23 protein-coding genes are annotated in these 19595 nt (G+C 70.1%); 10 read left to right on the top strand and 13 right to left on the bottom strand.

Going from position 1 to position 19595, the window contains the following annotated elements:
- Positions 1-55: 55 nt before the first annotated feature.
- Both AC3E6M_RS11135 and rpsA read right to left on the bottom strand, forming a co-directional pair.
- Positions 56-229: a hypothetical protein gene (locus AC3E6M_RS11135; protein ID WP_171024137.1), complete on the bottom strand. Its 174-nt coding sequence runs from the start codon at positions 227-229 to the stop codon at positions 56-58.
- A 106-nt stretch (positions 230-335) separates the two neighbouring features.
- Positions 336-1790 carry a 30S ribosomal protein S1 gene (gene rpsA, locus AC3E6M_RS11130; protein WP_138172475.1) on the bottom strand — a complete coding sequence of 485 codons (1455 nt, stop codon included), beginning with the start codon at positions 1788-1790 and terminating at the stop codon, positions 336-338.
- Between the two features lie 437 nt (positions 1791-2227).
- On the opposite strand from rpsA, the gene AC3E6M_RS11125 reads away from it, so the two are divergent.
- A complete protein-coding gene (locus AC3E6M_RS11125; protein WP_171024138.1) occupies positions 2228-3202 on the top strand; it encodes an aggregation-promoting factor C-terminal-like domain-containing protein in 975 nt (324 codons plus the stop codon).
- Between the two features lie 57 nt (positions 3203-3259).
- On the opposite strand, the gene AC3E6M_RS11120 is transcribed toward AC3E6M_RS11125, so the two are convergent.
- The 5 genes from AC3E6M_RS11120 to AC3E6M_RS11100 form a co-directional block, all read right to left on the bottom strand.
- Complete coding sequence (locus AC3E6M_RS11120; protein WP_490529899.1) at positions 3260-4957, bottom strand: ABC1 kinase family protein; 1698 nt, start codon at positions 4955-4957, stop codon at positions 3260-3262.
- 52 nt (positions 4958-5009) lie between these two features.
- Entirely contained in the window at positions 5010-5588 is a 579-nt protein-coding gene (locus AC3E6M_RS11115) for a PadR family transcriptional regulator (RefSeq protein WP_138172477.1), read from the bottom strand.
- A gap of 96 nt (positions 5589-5684) precedes the next feature.
- Positions 5685-6581 carry an aggregation-promoting factor C-terminal-like domain-containing protein gene (locus AC3E6M_RS11110; RefSeq protein WP_252370865.1) on the bottom strand — a complete coding sequence of 299 codons (897 nt, stop codon included), beginning with the start codon at positions 6579-6581 and terminating at the stop codon, positions 5685-5687.
- 395 nt (positions 6582-6976) lie between these two features.
- Positions 6977-8656, bottom strand: a complete 1680-nt coding sequence (pgi, locus tag AC3E6M_RS11105) for a glucose-6-phosphate isomerase (RefSeq protein WP_490529898.1) — start codon at positions 8654-8656, stop codon at positions 6977-6979.
- Between the two features lie 63 nt (positions 8657-8719).
- Positions 8720-9433 (bottom strand): NUDIX hydrolase, encoded by a 714-nt coding sequence (locus AC3E6M_RS11100; RefSeq protein ID WP_490529897.1) that lies wholly within the window; start codon positions 9431-9433, stop codon positions 8720-8722.
- A gap of 142 nt (positions 9434-9575) precedes the next feature.
- On the opposite strand from AC3E6M_RS11100, the gene AC3E6M_RS11095 reads away from it, so the two are divergent.
- The gene (locus tag AC3E6M_RS11095; RefSeq protein WP_490529896.1) at positions 9576-9887 is read left to right on the top strand and encodes a hypothetical protein; all 312 of its coding nucleotides are present in this window, start codon (positions 9576-9578) and stop codon (positions 9885-9887) included.
- A gap of 79 nt (positions 9888-9966) precedes the next feature.
- Here the strand turns inward: AC3E6M_RS11095 and AC3E6M_RS11090 are convergent, their stop codons facing one another.
- Positions 9967-10794, bottom strand: coding sequence for an SDR family NAD(P)-dependent oxidoreductase (locus tag AC3E6M_RS11090; protein ID WP_490529895.1), 828 nt, complete (start codon positions 10792-10794; stop codon positions 9967-9969).
- A gap of 209 nt (positions 10795-11003) precedes the next feature.
- Here AC3E6M_RS11090 and msrB point away from each other — a divergent pair, with 209 nt between their 5' ends.
- From msrB to AC3E6M_RS11075, 3 genes are all read left to right on the top strand, one after another.
- Entirely contained in the window at positions 11004-11462 is a 459-nt protein-coding gene (msrB, locus tag AC3E6M_RS11085) for a peptide-methionine (R)-S-oxide reductase MsrB (RefSeq protein ID WP_138172483.1), read from the top strand.
- A gap of 47 nt (positions 11463-11509) precedes the next feature.
- Positions 11510-12064 (top strand): peptide-methionine (S)-S-oxide reductase MsrA, encoded by a 555-nt coding sequence (msrA, locus tag AC3E6M_RS11080; RefSeq protein WP_138172484.1) that lies wholly within the window; start codon positions 11510-11512, stop codon positions 12062-12064.
- Between the two features lie 86 nt (positions 12065-12150).
- The gene (locus AC3E6M_RS11075) at positions 12151-12519 is read left to right on the top strand and encodes a GntR family transcriptional regulator (RefSeq protein WP_490529894.1); all 369 of its coding nucleotides are present in this window, start codon (positions 12151-12153) and stop codon (positions 12517-12519) included.
- Here AC3E6M_RS11075 and AC3E6M_RS11070 read toward each other — a convergent pair.
- The 3 genes from AC3E6M_RS11070 to AC3E6M_RS11060 form a co-directional block, all read right to left on the bottom strand.
- Positions 12516-12920 (bottom strand): carboxymuconolactone decarboxylase family protein, encoded by a 405-nt coding sequence (locus AC3E6M_RS11070; protein WP_490529893.1) that lies wholly within the window; start codon positions 12918-12920, stop codon positions 12516-12518. The genes AC3E6M_RS11075 and AC3E6M_RS11070 overlap by 4 nt on opposite strands.
- Complete coding sequence (locus AC3E6M_RS11065; protein WP_490529892.1) at positions 12917-13324, bottom strand: MerR family transcriptional regulator; 408 nt, start codon at positions 13322-13324, stop codon at positions 12917-12919. The genes AC3E6M_RS11070 and AC3E6M_RS11065 overlap by 4 nt, the downstream gene beginning before the upstream one ends.
- A gap of 63 nt (positions 13325-13387) precedes the next feature.
- On the bottom strand, positions 13388-13987 hold the full coding sequence (locus AC3E6M_RS11060; RefSeq protein ID WP_490529890.1) for a hypothetical protein: 600 nt from the start codon (positions 13985-13987) through the stop codon (positions 13388-13390).
- Positions 13988-14136: 149 nt separating this feature from the next.
- Between AC3E6M_RS11060 and AC3E6M_RS11055 the strand changes: the two genes are divergently transcribed.
- The gene (locus tag AC3E6M_RS11055; protein WP_490529889.1) at positions 14137-15372 is read left to right on the top strand and encodes an NAD(P)/FAD-dependent oxidoreductase; all 1236 of its coding nucleotides are present in this window, start codon (positions 14137-14139) and stop codon (positions 15370-15372) included.
- Positions 15373-15412: 40 nt separating this feature from the next.
- On the top strand, positions 15413-16102 hold the full coding sequence (locus tag AC3E6M_RS11050) for a hypothetical protein (RefSeq protein ID WP_490529888.1): 690 nt from the start codon (positions 15413-15415) through the stop codon (positions 16100-16102).
- 1 nt (position 16103) lies between these two features.
- On the opposite strand, the gene AC3E6M_RS11045 is transcribed toward AC3E6M_RS11050, so the two are convergent.
- A complete protein-coding gene (locus AC3E6M_RS11045; RefSeq protein WP_490529887.1) occupies positions 16104-16601 on the bottom strand; it encodes a GNAT family N-acetyltransferase in 498 nt (165 codons plus the stop codon).
- Complete coding sequence (locus tag AC3E6M_RS11040; protein ID WP_490529886.1) at positions 16598-17350, bottom strand: sulfurtransferase; 753 nt, start codon at positions 17348-17350, stop codon at positions 16598-16600. Before AC3E6M_RS11040 ends, AC3E6M_RS11045 begins: the two co-directional genes overlap by 4 nt.
- 103 nt (positions 17351-17453) lie before the next feature.
- Between AC3E6M_RS11040 and AC3E6M_RS11035 the strand changes: the two genes are divergently transcribed.
- The 3 genes from AC3E6M_RS11035 to AC3E6M_RS11025 are packed head-to-tail and all read left to right on the top strand — an operon-like array spanning position 17454 to position 19587.
- Positions 17454-18167: a glycosyltransferase family 2 protein gene (locus tag AC3E6M_RS11035; RefSeq protein ID WP_490529885.1), complete on the top strand. Its 714-nt coding sequence runs from the start codon at positions 17454-17456 to the stop codon at positions 18165-18167.
- Entirely contained in the window at positions 18167-19003 is an 837-nt protein-coding gene (locus AC3E6M_RS11030) for an endonuclease/exonuclease/phosphatase family protein (RefSeq protein ID WP_138172492.1), read from the top strand. The genes AC3E6M_RS11035 and AC3E6M_RS11030 overlap by 1 nt, the downstream gene beginning before the upstream one ends.
- Positions 19000-19587: a DUF2238 domain-containing protein gene (locus tag AC3E6M_RS11025; RefSeq protein WP_138172493.1), complete on the top strand. Its 588-nt coding sequence runs from the start codon at positions 19000-19002 to the stop codon at positions 19585-19587. The genes AC3E6M_RS11030 and AC3E6M_RS11025 overlap by 4 nt, the downstream gene beginning before the upstream one ends.
- Positions 19588-19595 lie beyond the last annotated feature (8 nt).

Raw genomic sequence — 19595 nt, 5'->3', positions numbered from 1 at the left:
ACGACGTCGGGCCCGGTCGACGCGAACGTCGCCGGGCCCGAGGGGTGATGTGTGGTCACGACGTCAATACGGAGCCGATGCCGGAGGCTTCGGCGTCCAGGTGTCCACCGGTGAACTCGACGCCACCGAAGAACATCGCGCCGAGCACGAGCGCGAACACGAAAGCGATCGAGAGGAAGAGCACGGCGGCGCCGGCCAGGGCGATCAGGAGCGGAAGTCGTTCAGCCATAGATCCATTGTCGGACGGCACCATTGCGACACAGCAGGGCTTGCGCAGGAACGACCGAAGGCCGATACCTCCGTGGAGGTACCGGCCTTCGGTGAAGGTGAGACGATCAGCGACCGCTGAGCTTCTCCCGCAGAGCGGCGAGGGACTCGTCGTCGGCGAGGGTGCCCTGGGCGGGCGACTCCGACGAGAAGTTGCCACCGAACGAACCCGAGTCGATCGGGTTGGCAGCCTCGGCCTCGAGGGCCTTGGCGACGGCAGCCTTGTGAGCCTCCCAGCGACCCTGGGCAGCGGCGTACTCCTGCTCCCACTGCTCGCGCTGAGCGTCGAAGCCCTCGAGCCACGCACCCGACTCGGGGTCGAAGCCCTCGGGGTACTTGTACTCGCCACGCTCGTCGTACTCGGTGACCATGCCGTACAGGGCCGGGTCGAACTCGGTGCCGTTGGGGTCGACCGACTCGTTGGCCTGCTTGAGCGACAGCGAGATGCGGCGACGCTCGAGGTCGATGTCGATGATCTTGACGAAGACCTCTTCGCCGACCGACACGACCTGCTCGGCGAGCTCGACGTGCTTGCCCGACAGCTCCGAGATGTGCACGAGGCCCTCGATGCCGTCGGCCACGCGGACGAACGCACCGAAGGGAACGAGCTTGGTGACCTTGCCCGGAGCGATCTGACCGATCGCGTGGGTCCGGGCGAAGACCTGCCACGGGTCTTCCTGCGTCGCCTTGAGCGACAACGAGACGCGCTCGCGGTCGAGGTCGACCTCGAGGATCTCGACGGTGACCTCCTGGCCCACCTCGACGACCTCGGAGGCGTGCTCGATGTGCTTCCACGAGAGCTCGGAGACGTGGACGAGACCGTCGACGCCGCCCAGGTCGACGAACGCACCGAAGTTGACGATCGACGAGACCGTGCCCTTGCGGACCTGGCCCTTGTGGAGGTTGTTGAGGAACGTGGTGCGCGACTCGGACTGCGTCTGCTCGAGCAGGGCGCGGCGCGAGAGCACGACGTTGTTGCGGTTCTTGTCGAGCTCGAGGATCTTGGCCTCGATCTCCTGGCCGAGGTACGGCGTGAGGTCACGGACGCGGCGCAGCTCGATGAGCGAAGCCGGCAGGAAGCCGCGGAGGCCGATGTCGACGATGAGGCCACCCTTGACGACCTCGATCACGGAGCCGGTGACGACACCGTCGTTCTCCTTGATCTTCTCGACGTCGCCCCACGCACGCTCGTACTGCGCGCGCTTCTTGGACAGGATGAGGCGGCCTTCCTTGTCCTCCTTCTGGAGAACGAGGGCCTCGACGTGATCGCCGACGTTGACGACCTCGTTGGGGTCGACGTCGTGCTTGATCGAAAGCTCGCGCGAGGGGATGACACCCTCGGTCTTGTAACCGACGTCGAGGAGGACCTCGTCGCGGTCGATCTTCACCACGGTGCCTTCGATGAGGTCGCCGTCGTTGAAGAACTTCAGAGTCTTCTCGACCGCGGCCAGGAAGTCTTCAGCAGAGCCGATGTCGTTGATCGCGACCTGCTTGATGGCCGGGGCGGTCGTTGCGGTAGTCATGTAGTGGGTTGTCCTAGTGGGGTTGGTGTCGGGCTTCGACTCACGTGGACCCGTCCTCCCGGACGCGGCCCCTCGGGCTCCGATCGTCGAGACGAGCGGATGCCACGCCGAAGCGAAGCGGATTGTTTCGTGCGATGCCACCCGACCCGGTTCTCGGACATGCGAGACGAGCCACACGGGTGACGATCAAGGCTACCAGAATCCGACCGCTTCCCGCGGGGCAGGCCACCGGCACCCCCGCACGCGGGAGCAGCGCGCCCCGACACTCTCCGACCGGCCTTCGGAAACGCCTCGGATCAGCACGTTTCTGCTTCCCTCGACCACCCGTCCGCCCAGGTTGCGTCCAGACTGCCGTGCCAGGCTCCCGGACTCGTGCCCGCTCATCGCGGGTCGGACGTGCGAAACCCGCGCCGTCCTCCCCACACGAAACCGGTTATATGCGCTCTGATTCGACGCCCCCATCCAACCGCCGCGACCGTCGCCAGGCTTCCCGCCGCGCACGCCGCCGGCCCGCTCTGACGGCGGGATTCCTCGCCGTCGGGGTCCTCGCGACAGCAGCCCTCACGGGCACCGCACCGCTGGCATCCGCCGCCTCCCCCGCCGACCTGACGTCGGCCTCGTTCCGTCTCGCGGCGTACAGCACCCCGACCACCTCCGCCGCTCCGGAAGCCATCGCCGCCCGCGCCGCGGTCACCGCTGCCTCGACGAGCGCACAGGCAGCGACCTCGGTGCAGAACGACATCGCGGCATCCGGGCTCGACATCGGCCAGCCCGCCACCGTGGACACCGCTGCGCTGGACGGCGCCGCGCAGCGACTCACCGAGGCGCAGTCGCTCCCCGCCACGCTGCTGCCGGAGCTGACGGACCAAGTCACCACCGCAGCCTCGACCGTAGACCAGCGGGTCGCCGAGCTGCGCGGCAGCCTCGACGCCGCCGTGGCGAAGAAGCAGGCCGAAGAAGCCGCCGAGAAGGCGCGCCAGGAGGCCGAAGCCGCCGCCAAGGCCAAGGCTGCGGAAGAGGCCGCCTCCGCGCGTTCGACTCCGTCGTCCGGCGGAACCCCTGCGCGTCCGGTGGCGCCGTCCGGCGGTGGCGGCTCGGGCGACAACAGCCCCGGCGGCGCGCAGGCGACCGCCCGCGGCATGCTGGCCGGCTACGGCTGGGGCGACGACCAGTTCTCGTGCCTCGTGTCGCTGTGGAACCGCGAGTCCGGCTGGAACGTGCACGCGTACAACTCCGGCAGCGGCGCCTACGGCATCCCGCAGGCGCTCCCGGGCAGCAAGATGGGCTCGGCCGGCGCCGACTGGCAGGACAACGCGGCGACGCAGATCTCGTGGGGCCTCGGGTACATCTCGGGTCGCTACGGCAGCCCGTGCGGCGCGTGGGGTCACTCGCAGTCGACCGGGTGGTACTGACCCCCGTTCGACCACGACGCGCCGTGCCGGAGAAATCCGGTACGGCGCGTCGTCGTTTCAGGCTCCGTTGCGGCGGGCGATCACACCCGCCAGCAGCGCGTGCGACAGCGGGGCGATCGACACGACCATCAGCAGCGTGCCGAAGAACGCCTGCTCGCCCTGGAGCAGGATGCCGCCGAGGAGGAGGCCGGTGAACAACACCGACGACACAACTCGGCGGATCATGCGCTCGAGGTCGCGCAGACGCCGTTCGACGCGGGGCACCTGCGCGGAGACGCCGCCCTCCTCCACGCGCGAGATGAGCGAGTCCAGGCGCCGCGGCAGGCGCGCGGTGACCGCCGCGACCGAGACGGCTTCACGGGCGAACGCCTGAACGGTGTTGCCGCTCTCTTCACGGATCAGCCGCTGGGCATAGGGCTCGACGGCATCCCAGATGTTGAAGGCCGGGTCCAACGCGCTGCACATCCCGCTCGTGAGCGACATCGCGCGCACGATGAGCAGGAAGTTCTCGGGCAGCTGGAACGGAAGGGCACGCACGACGTCGCCGAACTCGACGGCGAACGCGCGGAACTCGCGCGGATCGACCTCCTGGAGCTCGGCGAAGCCCATGCCGCCGAAGCGCGAGAACAACTGGGTCATCGCGCGTTCGAGCTGGACCGTGTCGGCCGAGGGGAGCAGCACCCCGATGTCGCGGATGCCGTCGACGAGGCCCTTGCCGTTCCGGGAGGCCGCGGCGATCAGCACCCGGCGCAGGCCCCGACGGAGGTTCGGCGGCACTTCGCCCATCATCCCGAAGTCGATGAACGTGAACTTCCACGCCGGGGAGTCGGCATCCGTCGTTGTGGGAAGGGGGGTGACGAAGACGTTGCCCGGGTGCGGGTCGGCGTGGAAGAAGCCGTCGTCGAAGAGCTGGTCGAACATGACCGCCGCGAAGCGGGCAGCGACCTCGGACGGGTCGATTCCGGCGGCACGAAGAGCGTCGACGTCGTTGATCTTGATCGCCGTGACGTCCTGGAGGGTGAGTAGGCGACGCGTCGTGCGCTCCCACACCACCTCGGGGACGGCCACTCCCCCTTCACCACCGAAATCGTCGGCGAAACGCTCGGAATTGGACGCTTCGTGGAGGTAGTCGATCTCTTCCAGGCTCGTGGCCGCGAACTCCTCGACCAGCGCCGGCATGTCGACACGGTCGCGCACGAGGGCGACGCGGCTCAACCATCCGCCGACCTTGCGCAGAGCACGCAGGTCGACGTCGACGATGCGGTCGATGCCGGGGCGCTGGATCTTGACGACGACCTCGCGCAACCCGGTCTGTTCTGCGAGGTCGTCGGTGAGGATCGCACGGTGCGCCTGCCCGAGAGAGGCGGCGGCGAGCGGACGCTCGTCGACCATCGCGAAGGCGCGCTCGAGTGGCATCCCGAGTTCTTCTTCGGCGCGGACGCGCATCTGCGCGAACGGCACCGACGGGACCTCGTCCTGCAGACCCTCGAGCTCTTTCGTGATCACCGGAGGGAGGACATCGAGCCGGGAGGACATGAACTGTCCCACCTTGATCATCAGACCGCCGAGATCGATCGCGAGAGCGTGGAATCGGCGCGCGATAATCTGCATCCGCCGGGTGCGGCCGCGAGCGGAGATGCGCTCCAGACCGAACCGCGGCAGGAACAGCTCATACCACCAGGCCTGCACGAGATACCGCGCGGCGAACCGGGTGATGCGCCGGTAGCGGGCGCGCATGAGGGCGTCGTCGGTCATCGCATCTCCCGGATGCCGATGACCCGACGACGGCCGTCGGGCTCTGGCACCCTCAGCTCTGGGCGAGGATGGAGTAGAGCTTACGGCGCGCCTCGTCGAGGATCTCGACGGCGGCAGCGACCTGCTCCTTGTCACCCGTACGCGCCACCTGTGCGGCGGCCTGCGCGAGCTCGACACCGGCCTTGGGCAGCGCGGTCATGCGCCCGCTGTCGCGTGATCCGGCCGACTCCCAGGGAGCGGTGCGCTCGGTGGTCTCGTCACCGGCGGCGGCACGACCCTCTTCGGTGAGCGAGTACGTCTTGCGTCCACCCGACTCCTCGGCCCGGACCAGGCCCTCGTCGGTGAGGAGCTGCAGCGTGGGGTACACCGAGCCGGGGCTCGGCTTCCAGCTGCCGCCGCTGCGCTCTTCGATCTCACGGATGATCTGGTACCCGTGCATCGGCTGCTCGAGCAGGAGCGAGAGGACGGCCGAACGCACGTCGCCCTTGTTCATGCGGGAGCCGCTCGACGTCTTCTGCTCGAACTGCGCGCGCAACTGCTCCATCGCGTCGAGGATGTTGGACATCGGCCAGCCCTGACCGGCGGAACCGCCGCGTGCGCCGAACGCGTCTCCGAGGAATGAACCACTCATGACGACCTCCTGATGCGGACCCCGGATGGGTCCAGCGATATACAACGATATATCGCTGAAGGAGGTCGGGGCTGGGAATCCGCCGACCAGCGCGACTCAGTACCAGTTGGTCGCCTGGGAATGCCCCCACGCGCTGCACGGCGTTCCGTACCCGCGGGAGATGTAGTCCAGACCCCATTTGATCTGCGTCGCGGCGTTGCTCTGCCAGTCGTCGCCGAACGTCGCCATCTTGCTTCCCGGCAGCGACTGCGGGATACCGGTCGCACCGCTGGGGTTGTAGGCCTGGTAGTTCCAGCCGGACTCCTTGGTCCACAGGGACGCCAGGCACGAGAACTGGTCACTGCCCCAGCCGTACTGCTCGGCCGCGGTCTTCGCGGCGAACTCCTTGGCCCCCTCGGGGGTGTTCACGCGGGCGAGCGCTTCAGCCGCCTCCTGCTGACGCTGCGCCTCCGCGGCGGCCGCGGCCTCGGCCTGGCGCTGCGCCTCGGCGGCGGCATCCGCGGCGGCCTTCGCCGCGACGGCATCGTTCAGGCTGCCGCGCAGCTGTGCCACCCGCTCCGCCACACGCTGGCTCTCGCTCGCGGCATTCTGGCTGAGGGCCGGAACGAGCACGACCGGGAACAGATCCGCGGAGGACAGCCGGTCAGCGGCGCTCTCCAACCCCGACGTGTCGACCGAGACATCGCCCACCGACAGCGGCAGACCGGCGGCGGCGATGTCGGTCTCGACGGTCGCGGCATCCTCGAGTGTCGCCTGAGCGCGGGTCAAGGCCGCGTCGGCATCGCCGACCACCCCCTGGAGGGTCGGAGCAGAGCCGATGGCCGCGCTCGCGCGGAACGCCGGCGCCGAGAACCCGGATGCCGAGGCGTCGGGAAGAGACAGCGGCGAGGCCGCGGCCAGTCCCGTGGTCGCCACCAGCCCCAGGGCGACACCGGCACACGTGGCGGCGGTGACGAGGGTGCGACGAGCGCGGTGGACATGGGTGAGCTTCACATCGGAACGCAACAAAACAGGTGAGATCTTTCGTCAGGGGCGCGACTCGTCGGACGCGAGCGCGAAAATGTGCCGTCGGGTCGACACAAGTCCCCGAGTGTGAGCGGCACGTCTGAGCGTTATCTCTTCGTTACCTGAAAGGCTGGTGAGAGGCCTGCCGCCGGGACAGCGGGATCGGGCAGCACGCCGCGGCACCGGACAGGGCCTCGACGGGGGTGCCCGGCATCCCCTTGGAAAGGCCCTCTCACCGGGCGTTCCCGCGAACTCCTCGCCACCGCGCAGCCGGCTGGGCGGGGGTACCCGCCGAAGCGACTCCCCGAACAAACGAACGGGCCGATCCGGCGCGGAAAATCGCGCGGATCGGCCCGTTCGGCGTGCGGTCGGAGCGGTTCGCGTCAGGAACGGTGCGCGCGGTAGTAGTTCAGCAGCGCGGCCGTCGAGGCGTCCTGGGACGCGAGGGCGTCGTCGTCACCCTCGATCGCGGGAGCGATCTGCAGAGCCAGCTGCTTGCCGAGCTCGACACCCCACTGGTCGAAGGAGTTGATGCCCCAGATCGTGCCCTGCGTGAAGGTGATGTGCTCGTACAGCGCGATGAGCTGACCGAGGACCGCAGGCGTCAATGCCGGGGCGAAGATCGACGTCGTCGGACGGTTGCCGGGGAAGGTCCGTGCCGCGACGAGGGCGCCCGTGGTGCCCTCGGCCTCGACTTCTTCGGCGGTCTTCCCGAACGCGAGAGCCTTCGTCTGCGCGAGGAAGTTCGCGAGGAAGAGCCCGTGCACATCGCGTCCGTCGTCGGCCAGCGGGTAGGCGGGATTGACGAACGCGATGAAGTCGGCGGGGATCAGGCGAGTGCCCTGGTGGATGAGCTGGTAGAACGCGTGCTGCCCGTTCGTTCCCGGCTCGCCCCAGAAGATCTCGCCGGTGTCGGTCGTGACGGGCGAGCCGTCCCACCGCACGGACTTGCCGTTGGACTCCATGGTCAGCTGCTGGAGGTACGCGGCGAACCGGCTCAACTGCTGCGCATAGGGCAGGACCGCGTGCGACTGCGCACCGAGGAAGTTGGTGTACCAGACGTTGAGCAGCCCCATCAGGACCGGAACGTTGCGCTCGACCGGCGTCGTCGCCACGTGGACGTCGACAGCGTGGAAACCCGAGAGCACTTCGCGGAACGCGGCGGGGCCGAACGCGATCATCAGCGAAAGACCGATCGCGGAGTCGACCGAGTATCGCCCGCCGACCCAGTCCCAGAAGCCGAAGGCGTTGGCGGGGTCGATGCCGAAGGCCTCGACCTTGTCCAGAGCGGTCGACACCGCGACGAAGTGGTGCGCGACGGCGTCGACGCGCGCGTCGTCGGTGTCGTCGATCGCGCCGGCGGCGGCGAGACCGGCCCACAGCCAGTCTCGGGCGAGCCGGGCGTTGGTCAGGGTCTCGAGCGTGGTGAAGGTCTTGGATGCGACGATGAACAGCGTGGTCTCGGGGTCGAGGTCGGCAGTCTTCTCGGCGATGTCCGTCGGGTCGATGTTGCTGACGAAACGCGCCTGGATACCGGCGTCGGCGAGCGGCTTGAGTGCCTCGTAGACCATCACGGGACCGAGGTCGGATCCGCCGATGCCGATGTTGACCACGTGCGTGACCTTCTTGCCGGTCACGCCCTGCCACTCGCCCGAGCGGACCCGGTCGGCGAAGGTCGACATCGCGTCGAGAACGGCCTGGACGTCGTGATCGACATCCTGTCCGTCGACGTGGAGTGCGGGTGCGGCGTCCGCGGGGCGACGCAGGGCCGTGTGCAAGACCGCGCGGTCTTCGCTCGTGTTGAGGTGGACGCCGCGCAGCATGTCGGCGAAGCGCTCGCGCACTCCGGTCTCGTCGGCGAGGGCGACGAGGGCCTCGAGGACGTCGGTGGTGATGAGGTTCTTCGATAGGTCGACGTGGAGATCGCCGACCGTGCGCGTGAGGCTGTCGACGCGATCGGGATCGGCGGCGAACCACGCGCGCAGATCGGGGTCGAAGCTCTCGCGCAGTGCCGTGAGGCGGGTCCAGGCGGAAGTGGTGGTGGGGTCAACGGGCGCAGTCACGTCCCCCACGGTAGCGACCCGAGCGGACGGACGAGGGGTGGATGACGAACGAAGGGGAAACCGCTAAGCGATCGACCCCTCGGGAGGAACCGTGCCCACGGTCGGGAGCGCGATCTCGCGCGTGCCGTCCCACGGCTCCGTCCACCCGAGCCGGTCGAACATCCCGTCGAGCAACATCGCCGTGAACCCCCACACGACATGGGTCCCCGTCGCGTGCGGCACGAGGAAGGCCGGGCCGCGCCAGGTCCGTCCGTCGCGGTGGATGCTGGTCACTCCGCGACGCGCCGGGTCGAGAAGGTCGGCGACGGGGGCGCGGAACACGGCGGCGGATTCGGCGGCATCGACCGCGCGCACCGGAGACGGCCGATCCCACCACCCGACGACCGGGGACACCAGGTGTCGCGAGTACGCCAGCGGCACGCGCGGCAGTGTGCCGATGACATCCACTCCCGCCGGATCGAGTCCCGTCTCCTCCTTCGCTTCGCGGAGCGCGGCGGCGACCGGGCCGGAGTCCCCCGCATCGACACGACCCCCGGGGAAGGCCACTTGCCCCGGATGCGCTCGCAGAGTGGCGGCGCGGGCGAGCAGCAGGACATCCAGATCGCGCGGCACCGCGCGGGCGGAGCGGGAACTGGGGACCGCATCGAGAGTGCCGAACAGGATCAGGACGGCGGCGTCCCGGGCACCGTCCGCGACCGGCAGGGCACGGAGGTCGGCGAACATCTCGTCGGTCGCGCCGTCGACGAGCGCGCGCAGTTCGGTGCGGGGCGAGGGCATGGATCGAGGGTAGTCGGACCGGTCGCGCGCGAGAGCGGGACGCGCGTGGGGGAAACGGGCGCGGAAGGCGGCTCTCGCCGGCGTCGCCGCTCGCCGCCCACGGCGTCGCGCGACATGTGAGGATGAACGCGGGAGGTGCCCGATGGCCGAAAGACTCCACGCCGTGACGCTCGTCGTCGACATGCCCATCACCAAGATCGACGCCCTCGACGTGATCGCCTTCGCGGCGGACGGAGCGGTCGACAATGCCGGAACGCCTCGTCCGCTCGTCTGGCTCGCGCCCCACGCCTGGGCGGAGGTCGAGATCCCCAAGTTCGCCGATCCCCCACCCTTCTCGATCGACGTCTACTCCGACGCATCGCGCGAGATCGCCTGGGCGCAGGCGCGTCGGCTGCACAGCGCCCTGGAGCGGCTGGGATGGACGGTCGAGCCCCCGCGCGCGAGCGCCCGGTGACCTCGACCGCGGCGGATCTCGACCTGCCGACGCCGACACGACGGCATCCCGGATCTTCGCGCGGCGAACGGACAGGTCGCTACGAGACGAGACCGGCCAGCTCGGCGCTGCGGTCCCACAGCAGGCGCGCCAGCGCGGGGTCGTCGGCCCGTCGGTGGGTCTTCGCGGGCTTGTTGTTGGCGTAGAAGCCGCCGGGCTGCCAGTCGACGCCGGGCTTGCCGAGAGTGAGCCACGTCAAACGCGCACCTCCGACGTCGGTGGAGGGCAGGAAGCGCTCGGCCAGAGCTCCGCCGTAGAGGAACTTCCACGACCCACTGGAGGTCGACCCGAAGCTCGAGGCGATGACGCCGGGGTGGTAGGCGACGGACGAGAGCCCGGCGTCGCCGAAGCGGCGGTTCAGTTCCTTCGTGAACAGCACGTTGGCGAGCTTGGCGTTGCCGTATGCAGCCGAGGCGGAGTATCGACGCTCCCCCTGGAGGTCGTCGATGTCGAAGCGCGAGAACAGACGCGCCGCCGCACTCGAGGTCTGGATGACCGACGCCCGCGAAGCGATGAGTGTTTCGCGTAGCAGGTTCGTGAGGAGGAATGGCGCGAGGTGGTTCACCTGGAACGTGACCTCGAAACCGTCGGTCGTGAGCGCGCGCTCCGCGAAGATCCCGCCGGCGTTGTTGGCGAGCACATCGATGCGCGGGAATTCCGCCGCGAGGGATGCCGCGAGCTCCCGAACCTGGGCGAGATCGGAGAAATCGGCCACGAACGAGCGAACCCCGAGCGCGTCCGCGACGCGGCGCGTCTTGTCGGGGTTTCGGCCGACGACGACGACATCCTCTCCGATGTCGTGGAGTTGGCGGGCGGCGGCCGCACCGATCCCATCGCTGGCTCCGGTGATCACGATCGTGCGGGGCATGAGTCCTCCTGGCGGAATGGGGTGTCGCAAGCGACGACGGCTGGCCACGTTAGCCCGCTCCCCCGGACAAACGTGCGGGCTTGCCCCCGGTATCCCCCGCGCATGAGAACTCACAGCCCGTTCCCAGTCCCACGGGACCAAATCGACCAGGTCCGACGTTCTCCCCACTGATGCCCGTACCGGGCATCGCACGCGAAAGGATGCACACCGTGACCACGGAGTACCGGAAGACGTCGGCCGCCCTCGGGCACCTCACCGACCGCCAGTTCGCCGTCACGCAGGACGACGCGACGGAGCCGCCGTTCCGCAACGAGTACTGGGACCACCACGAGGCAGGGATCTACGTCGACGTCGTGTCGGGGCAGCCGCTGTTCGCCTCGACCGACAAGTTCGACAGCGGGACGGGCTGGCCGAGCTTCACCAAGCCCATCGACGACGACGCCGTCGTGGAGAAGACCGACCGGATGCTCTGGATGAAGCGCACCGAGGTGCGTTCGAGCGGCGCCGACAGCCACCTGGGCCATGTCTTCGACGACGGCCCGCGCCAGGCCGGCGGGCTGAGATACTGCATGAACTCGGCCGCGCTCCGGTTCGTGCCCGTGAGCGAGCTCGAGGCTCAGGGCTACGGCGCCTATCTGGCCCTCTTCCGCGAGAGTCGTGCGTCGTGAACCTCTTCTCCCTCTTCTCCCACCGCGATCGTAAAAGGAGCCACACCATGACCAGCGGACCCACCGACACCGGCGAGATCACCCGCCGACCCGGCACCGAGACCGCCGTCCTCGCGGGCGGCTGCTTCTGGGGCGTCGAGGACCTCATCCGCCGCCAGCCCGGCGTGCTCGACACGCGCGTCGGCTACACCGGCGGTACGAACGACCACGCGACGTACCGCAACCACCCCGGCCACGCCGAGGCGGTCGAGATCGTCTTCGACCCCACGAAGACGAGCTACCGCGACATCCTGGCGTTCTTCTTCCAGATCCACGACCCGTCGACCCTGAACCGTCAGGGCAACGACATCGGCACGAGCTACCGCTCGGCGATCTTCCCGCTCTCGCCCGAGCAGGAGCAGGTCGCCCGCGACACGATCGCCGATGTCGACGCGTCGGGCATCTGGCCCGCGAAGGTCGTCACGACGATCGAGGCCGAGGCCCCCTTCTGGGAGGCCGAGCCCGAGCACCAGGACTACCTGATCCGCATCCCCAACGGCTACACGTGCCACTTCGTGCGGCCCGGCTGGGTGCTGCCCAAGCGCGAGGACGCGACCGCGTAAGTCTCGGACGAGGGCCCGGATGCCATGGCATCCGGGCCCTTTCCGTTGCCTGCGGCGCGGGCGGCGGTTGATACGGTGGCGGCACCATGGACATCCGAGTGGACACCGCGTCGACGACTCCCCCGTTCGCGCAAGTGCGGGTCCAGATCATCGCGATGATCGAGAGCGGCGCGCTGCCGACCGGCACACGGCTTCCCCCGGTCCGCGCGCTCGCGACCGACCTGGGCCTCGCGGCGAACACCGTCGCGCGCGTCTACAAGGAACTCGAAGAGGCGCGGTTCGTCGAGACCCGCGGTCGCGCGGGCACGTTCGTCTCGGCGGGAACGGATGCCACGCGGGAACGCGCAGCCGCGGCCGCCGCCGCGTTCGCCCGCGCGATGCGCGACCTCGGGGTCGAGGCCTCCGATGCGCTCGACCTCGCGCGCGCGGCGCTGCGGAACGCGAGCGGCCGCTAACCCACCGGCAGCAGCCCTCGTTCGGCGAAGACCCTCTTGGCGACGAACGTCGCGTTCAGCGCGCGGGGGAAGCCGCAATAGACGGCGCTGTGCAGCAACGCCTCGACGATCTGTCCCGGAGTGAGACCGACGTTCAACGCGGCGTTGATGTGGACGTCGAGTTGCGGTTCGCAGCCGCCGAGTGCGGTGAGCATCCCGAGGGTCACCAGCTGTCGGTCCCGGGGCTCCAGTCCCGACCGGGAGTAGATCTCACCGAAGCCCCACGCGACCACCTGATGTGCGAGCTCAGGCGCGACCTCGGCGAGCGCGTCGATGACGTTCGCACCGGCGGCCCCGTCGACCGCGTCGAGAACCTCTTTGCCGCGCGCGAACCTCTGCTGTCGTTCCGTCGTCTCGGTCATCCGTCGTTCCGTTCTGTCGAGGCGTCGATCGCGGCGAGGTCGTCCCGGTAGGTCGAGATCTTCTCGATCAGCGCCGTCTCGTGGGCGTGCAGCCGGGCGATCTGCTCACGCAGACCCTCCTGGTGCGCCTCCAGCAGCCGCAGGCGCGGTTCCGTCGTGGCGGGCCCCTGCTCACGAAGAGCGGCGTATTCGCGCATTCGCGCGATCGGCATCCCCGTCTCACGGAGCCGGAGGAGGAACCTCACCCACTCCATGTCCGCGGCGGAGTACCGCCGCTGGTTGCCCGAGCTCCGGGCGACGGGCCGAACCAGCCCCGCCCGCTCGTAGTAGCGCAGTGTGTGCGCCGTCACCCCGGTCGCCACGCTCATCTGCGCGACCGTGAGACCCGTGTCTTCCTCTGCCACACCTGCAGGCTAGGAGTTCGAGCGCGCTCGAAGTCAACCTCGGCGCGTCGACCCGTCGTCGGGTCAGCCCTGTCCGGGCGCGCCCCAGCGTGCACCGGGCCCGGGGTCGGCACACGTCGCCGACTCGGCGAGCGCCGCGACCTGCGCGCGGATGGCGAGATCTCCGTCGAGCCCGGGCGCGACGCTGAACACGATGCCCTCCTGGCTGTCCGGTGTCGGGAGTTGACCGACGTTCAGCTCTCCGGTGACTCCGGCCGGGTAGTCCGGCACGAGCGGCACGGTCAGGCCGGGAGTCGGGTGCGTCGCGATCCACGTCGCGGTATCGGCCAGGTCGGCGTCCCGGAGCCGCCAGTACCCGGTCAGCTCGGCGACGGGACGACACGGCCAACTCTGGTAGGACGAGAACACGGACGCGACGGTGTCCGCCTCGACCTCGACCGCACCGTCCGGAACGACCGCGGCATCCAGCCACGCCCGTGCGCGCTGGAGCGCAGCGGGATCCACCGCGGGAGAGACGACCGATCCCTCGGACGCGGGCGGCGGTCCGACCCGGGTCGGTGAGGGATCAGCGCCGCCTGGCGCCGTGGCGCAACCGGAAAGAACACCGGCGACGAGCAGCCCGGCGATGACGGAAGGCCCCCGCCCCCGGGATCGCGTACGCATGCGGCCACCCTAGCGGGCGGCGCGCGCGGGGAGCGTGGAACTCGACGGCCGTCGGTGGCGTGACGGACCGGGCCGACGCGGTCGAGTCGCTGAGCTGAAGGAGCCGCAATCCCCCCTGTCGACCCGAGGGCGCTACCTACCCTGGAACCATGAGCGCGTACGAAGTCATCGTGATCGGGGCGGGACTCGCGCGCCTTCGCTGCGCCACCCGCCTGGCCGAGGCCGGCCGCGACGTCGTCGTCCTCGAGGCGGGCGACGCCGTCGGCGGGCGTGAACGCACCGACATCGTCGACGGCTTCCGCCTCGACCGGGGCTTCCACGTGCTCAACCCCGCCTATCCGGCGATCCGGCGGTGGGTCGACGTGGGCGCACTGGCCCTGCGGCAGTTCCCCGTCGCCGTCGGGGTGAAGCTCGCCGACCGGGTCGCGCGGCTCGCGCACCCCCTCCGGCATCCAGGGTCGATTCCCTCGACGCTGTCGAGCGGTCTCGTCCGACCGACGGATGCCGTTGCCCTCGCGCGGTGGGCGGCGCCGGTGATCCTGTCGGCCCGCGCCGCGAAGACCGGCCCCGATCGGAGCCTCGACGAGGCGTGGGATCGCGCGGGGGTGCGCGGCCCGCTGCGCGAGAGCGTGCTGGAACCGTTCCTCGCGGGCGTGCTCGCCGACGACCGGCAGGAGACCTCCGACGCGTTCGTGCGGCTCCTGATCCGCAGCCTCGCTCTCGGCCGCCCGGGCGTTCCGGCGGCGGGCATCGGCGCCCTCCCCGCACAGCTCGCCGACACCGCACGGCGTGCGGGAGCCGGCATCCGCCTCTCCCACCGCGCCACCGTGACCCGGCGCCGCGGCACGGGATGGAGCGTCGAGATCGAGGGGACGGATGCCGTCGAGGCCCGGGCCGTCGTGATCGCCACGGGCCTGGCATCCGGGCTCGACGTGCCGCTCCCCCGCGCTCGCGGCCTGCAGACGTGGTGGTTCGCCGCCGACGGGGCGCCCACGACCGACGGCGCACTGCGCGTCGACGGGCGCCGCCGCGGGCCGATCGTCAACACCGCGGTGATGACGAACACGGCTCCCACGTACGCGCCGCGCGGGCAGCACCTCATCCAGGCGACGTGCGTGCTGCCGTCGGCGGCAACCGAGGCCGGCGTCCGCCGTCAGCTCGCCGAGATGTGGGAGGCCGACACGCGCCCGTGGCGGTTGCTCCGCCGCGACAAGATCTCGGGAGCCCTTCCCTCGCAGGAGCCGCCGCTGAATCTGCGCCGCCCGGTTCGCCTCAGCGATGGCCGCTACGTCGCGGGTGACCATCGCGACACCGCGTCGATCCAGGGCGCCCTGGTCTCGGGGCAGCGGGCGGCGGAAGCGGTTCTGCAGGATCTGGGCTGCTGACCCCCTGGGAATCCGGGCGCACCCGAGCCAGACTCGACCCATGGAATATCGCGGAGTCGTGCCCGAGGACGCCCCGGATCCGGGCATCGAGTCCGACGCTCGACTGCGCGCCGTCGCGTTCCCGGTGTTCGAACTTCGGCCGCAGCGCTCCCTCACCCGCGCACCCATCACGGGATTCACCGAAACCGGCGGGACGAACGGCGTGGAGGAGCTCTCCGTGCAGTTCACCTACACACTGTGGCGGTATCCCGACGATCGCTCCGACCCCCGGAACCAGATCGAGGTGGACGAGCGGACCCGGCGCGCGATCGAGGGCGATCCGCCGGGGGGCCGACCCGCCTGGCTGAAGGAGCAGGCGCGGATCTTCCTCTATCCGATGCTGTGGGAAGCGACCCGCACCACGTGGCACGCATCACCCGACCGCGATCGGCACTCCCTCGCGCAGCAGCTCCTCGACCACACGAATCACTTTCTGCGGAACAGCTTCCGCGAGGAGCTCGGGCTTCCGGCCGGCCCGACGACAGCGGACGCGTGGAAGGTGAAAGCGAGCGCGGTCGCCGATTCCTCGGTCACCGTAGACGGCGAGGACCGCGCCGCCCGGCACATCGACACTGACCCGTTCGTCTATGCCGTTGGCGTCCGCGTGAACGAACACGTCGTCTGCACCACGGTGCTCCCGCGGGACAGCCTGCCCTTCCTGACGCTCTCGCTCGCGCGCATCGAGTCGTAGCTCAGCGGGCCGCCAGCGCCTCGAGCGCCGCGCCCGTGACGCGCCGCGTGGTCCACTCCTCCATCGCCTCCGCGCCGAGGGCACGGTAGAAGCCGATCGCGGGTTCGTTCCAGTCGAGCACCGTCCACTCCAGTCGCGGATAGCCGCGCTCGAGGCACTCTGCTGCGAGCGCCGACAGCAGCGCGACGCCGTACCCGTTCGAACGGTACGGCTCGTGCACGTAGAGGTCTTCGAGCCAGATGCCGTGGCGCCCGGTCCACGTCGAGTACGTGAGGAACCAGATCGCGATCGCGCGGATCTCGCCCTCTCCCCCGTCGACGACGAAGGCGAACGCGCGCGGGTCATCGCCGAAGAGCGTCTCGGTGAGCATGTCGACCGTGTTGTCGACGGCATCCGGTTCGCGTTCGTAGTCGGCGAGCGCCTGGATGCACGCGAGGATGCCGGGCTCGTCGCCCGGGCGGGCGCGGCGCAGCTCGGCGCCATCGGTCAGCGAGGTCATGCCTCGAGGCTAGCCCGCGCCGACAGCGTCGCGTCGAGGGCCTCGCGCTCGTCGAAGACGAAGCAATCGCCGTCCCAGTGCGCGTCGCCCTCCGCGGCGAACCAGCCCAGGATGCCGCCGTCGAGCTGGTACGCGTCCAGTCCTTCGTCGCGGAGATACAGCGCCGCCTTTTCGCACCGGATGCCGCCCGTGCAGAAGCTCACGACGGTCTTGCCCGCGAGCTCGTCGCGGTGGGCGGTCGCGGCATCCGGGAACTGGGTGAAGCGTTCGATCCGCCAGTCCTTCGCGCCCGCGAACGTACCGTAGTCGACCTCGAACGCGTTGCGGGTGTCGACGAGGACGACCTCTCGGCCCTCGTCGTCGACTCCCCGGTCGAGCCACCGACGCAGCATTGCAGGCGACACGGCGGGCGCGCGGCGGTCCTGCGGGCGCACCTCGGGGCGGTCCATGCGGATGATCTCGCGCTTGACCTTCACCAGGAGCTTGCCGAAGGGCACCGTGTCCGACCAGCTCTCCTTCGTGGTCAGCTCCGCGAAGCGGACATCCGCGCGCAGCTCGTCGACGAACCCGCGCACACCGGAGGCCTCGCCCGCGAGGAAGAGGTTGATGCCCTCCTCGGCGAGCAGGATCGTCCCGCGCAGCCCCGCCGCCGCGGCGCGTTCCTTCAGGACGGGACGCAGCACCGCGGGGTCGTCGATCCGCGTGAACAGATACGCCGAGACGTTGAGGACGGATGCCGCGGATGCCATGGCATCCAGGGTACGCAGAGCGCAAGGCGGTCCGAGCCCGCCGCCGCTGTCGCTAACGTGGCAGGACCGTCCCCCTGGAGGATCCGTGCCCCAAGATCCCACCGTGTCGGTCGTGATCCCCGTTCGCGACGACGCCGTTCCCCTCGCCGCTTGCCTGCGGGCGCTCGCCGCGCAATCGCGCCCCGCCGACGAGATCGTCGTGGTCGACAACGCCTCCACCGACGACAGTGCCGCCGTCGCGCGGGCGACGGGTGCCCGGGTGGTGTTCTGCGGCGAGCGCGGCATCCCCGCCGCCGCCGCGACCGGATACGACGCCGCCCAGGGCGACCTCATCCTCCGGCTGGACGCCGACAGCCTTCCGGCCCCCGGGTGGATCGCGAGCATGGTCGACGCCCTCGCCGACCCGGAAGTGGATGCCGTCACCGCCGGCGCCGTGTTCCACGACGGCCCCGAGAGGCAGCGTCGGCCGATGGCGTGGGCGTTCCTCGGCACCTACACGGCGTTCGCGTACCCGGCGCTCGGTCACGCCCCTCTGTGGGGCTCCAACATGGCGTTCCGGCGGGCGGCGTGGGAGAGCGTGCGCGATCGTGTGCACCTCGATCCCCGCCTGCACGACGACCTCGACCTGGCGTTCCACCTCGGCGAAGACCACCGGATCCGTATCGTCTCGGGACGGCACATGCGCGTCTCCTCCCGCACGGTGCGACCGCGGCGGTTCGCGAAGAGCTTCTCCCGCGGGATGGGCACCGTGTTCGCGCACTGGCCGCGCGAGATCCCGCCCCTGCGGTGGGCGCGACGCCTGGGCCGGCGCCGCTGATGGCGGCCGTGCTCTTCCCGAACGTCTCCGCCCCCGACCTGCACGTGATGAGCTTCAACGTGCGTCGTCGGTTCGAGCGGATGACGTGGCCGCCCGCCGATCGCTGGGGTCTGCGCAAGCAGCGCCTGCGGACGTTCCTCGGCGCGAATCGTCCGCACCTGCTCGGTTCGCAAGAGGCGATGCCCGACCAGGCGCGGTGGGTGCAGGAGTCTCTCGGCTCGACCTACGGGCGTGTCGGGCTCGGCCGCGGGCGCGACCGGGGTGGCGAGGGCACGCCGATCTTCTACGACCGCGACCGGCTGGAGGTCGAGGACTGGGAGCAGATCGCCCTCTCCGACACCCCCGACGTTCCCGGGTCCACGGGCTGGGGAAACTCGATCCCCCGCATCGCGGTGATCGCCCGGATGCGCGACCGCGCCACCTCCGGGCGCTTCGTGTTCGTCAATACCCATTTCGACGCGTTCTCGCGCCGCGCCCGACGGCACTCGGCGCGCTGGCTGAACGACGTCGTCGCCGGCGAGAGCGCTCCGCTGTTGTTCACCGCCGACATCAATGCCCACGTGCGTTCGGCCGAGCTGGCCGACATGTTCGACGAGGGCCGGCTGGTCGACACCTGGGCGTACACCCCGGTCCGCCGCACCGCCGAATGGGGCACGTTCAACAACTACCGCCGGCCGAAGCTCGGGGCCCGCCGTATCGATGCGATCCTCACAACCCGCGACGTGGGCGTGCGCGGGGTGGGTATCGACCCCCGTCCGACGGGGACGAGTTGGCCGTCCGACCACCTGCCGGTGCAGGCCGTCGTGCGCATCCCGGTGCAGGCGGAGAGCCGATGATCGGCGCGATGTACGCCAACCTCCAGCGGCCTCCGCGCACCCCCGTCGAGTGGACCGCGGATGTCGTGCGCGCCGTCGCGATTCTCATCGTCCTCGTGTCGTCGTTCGCACTGCCGGCGACCGACACCGCGGTGCTCTCCATGGCACTCCCGGCCGTCATGCTCTCGCGCATGCTGGGGCTGCGCTCCGGCCTGGACCTCGTGACGTGCGTCACGGTGTTCGTCGCGGCGGGGAGCAACGTCCTCGACCTGTACCGGGCGTGGACGGGATGGGACCTCGTCGTGCATGCCGCGTGCACGGGCGTGCTCGCCGCCGTCGCCCTGATCGTCCTCAAGGACTCCGGCGTCATCGCGCCGACCGGTCGTCGCCGGACCCCGATCGTCGTCGCGACGATCGCGGGGCTCGCCCTCAGCGCCGTGTGGGAGATGGTGGAGTGGTTCGGCTACCGCTTCATCACGGACAGCATCTTCGTCACGTACGACGACACGATCGGCGACATGGCCGCGGGCGGTATCGGCGCCCTCATCGTCGGCATCCTGGCATCCCGGATCCGGCTGACCCGGAGCGACCGCGCGGCGCTGTGACCGCGCGA

This window comes from Microbacterium sp. SCPM-O-B-15248 (M128), assembly GCF_058214835.1.
The sequence above is the reverse complement of the archived record's forward strand: the minus strand, read 5'-3'. Positions and strand labels throughout refer to the sequence as shown.

Excerpts from the sequence above, each read along its gene's own strand:
- AC3E6M_RS11120 (WP_490529899.1), bottom strand. The coding sequence starts at position 4,957 with ATGACCGACGACGCCCTCATGCGCGCCCGCTACCGGCGCATCACCCGG.
- AC3E6M_RS11045 (WP_490529887.1), bottom strand. The coding sequence starts at position 16,601 with ATGACCTCGCTGACCGATGGCGCCGAGCTGCGCCGCGCCCGCCCGGGC.
- AC3E6M_RS11050 (WP_490529888.1), top strand. The coding sequence starts at position 15,413 with ATGGAATATCGCGGAGTCGTGCCCGAGGACGCCCCGGATCCGGGCATC.
- AC3E6M_RS11025 (WP_138172493.1), top strand. The coding sequence starts at position 19,000 with ATGATCGGCGCGATGTACGCCAACCTCCAGCGGCCTCCGCGCACCCCC.
- AC3E6M_RS11040 (WP_490529886.1), bottom strand. The coding sequence starts at position 17,350 with ATGGCATCCGCGGCATCCGTCCTCAACGTCTCGGCGTATCTGTTCACG.
- AC3E6M_RS11125 (WP_171024138.1), top strand. The coding sequence starts at position 2,228 with ATGCGCTCTGATTCGACGCCCCCATCCAACCGCCGCGACCGTCGCCAG.
- AC3E6M_RS11070 (WP_490529893.1), bottom strand. The coding sequence starts at position 12,920 with ATGACCGAGACGACGGAACGACAGCAGAGGTTCGCGCGCGGCAAAGAG.
- AC3E6M_RS11060 (WP_490529890.1), bottom strand. The coding sequence starts at position 13,987 with ATGCGTACGCGATCCCGGGGGCGGGGGCCTTCCGTCATCGCCGGGCTG.
- AC3E6M_RS11090 (WP_490529895.1), bottom strand. The coding sequence starts at position 10,794 with ATGCCCCGCACGATCGTGATCACCGGAGCCAGCGATGGGATCGGTGCG.
- AC3E6M_RS11055 (WP_490529889.1), top strand. The coding sequence starts at position 14,137 with ATGAGCGCGTACGAAGTCATCGTGATCGGGGCGGGACTCGCGCGCCTT.
- rpsA (WP_138172475.1), bottom strand. The coding sequence starts at position 1,790 with ATGACTACCGCAACGACCGCCCCGGCCATCAAGCAGGTCGCGATCAAC.
- AC3E6M_RS11095 (WP_490529896.1), top strand. The coding sequence starts at position 9,576 with ATGGCCGAAAGACTCCACGCCGTGACGCTCGTCGTCGACATGCCCATC.
- AC3E6M_RS11115 (WP_138172477.1), bottom strand. The coding sequence starts at position 5,588 with ATGAGTGGTTCATTCCTCGGAGACGCGTTCGGCGCACGCGGCGGTTCC.
- AC3E6M_RS11135 (WP_171024137.1), bottom strand. The coding sequence starts at position 229 with ATGGCTGAACGACTTCCGCTCCTGATCGCCCTGGCCGGCGCCGCCGTG.
- msrA (WP_138172484.1), top strand. The coding sequence starts at position 11,510 with ATGACCAGCGGACCCACCGACACCGGCGAGATCACCCGCCGACCCGGC.
- AC3E6M_RS11030 (WP_138172492.1), top strand. The coding sequence starts at position 18,167 with ATGGCGGCCGTGCTCTTCCCGAACGTCTCCGCCCCCGACCTGCACGTG.
- AC3E6M_RS11100 (WP_490529897.1), bottom strand. The coding sequence starts at position 9,433 with ATGCCCTCGCCCCGCACCGAACTGCGCGCGCTCGTCGACGGCGCGACC.
- AC3E6M_RS11075 (WP_490529894.1), top strand. The coding sequence starts at position 12,151 with ATGGACATCCGAGTGGACACCGCGTCGACGACTCCCCCGTTCGCGCAA.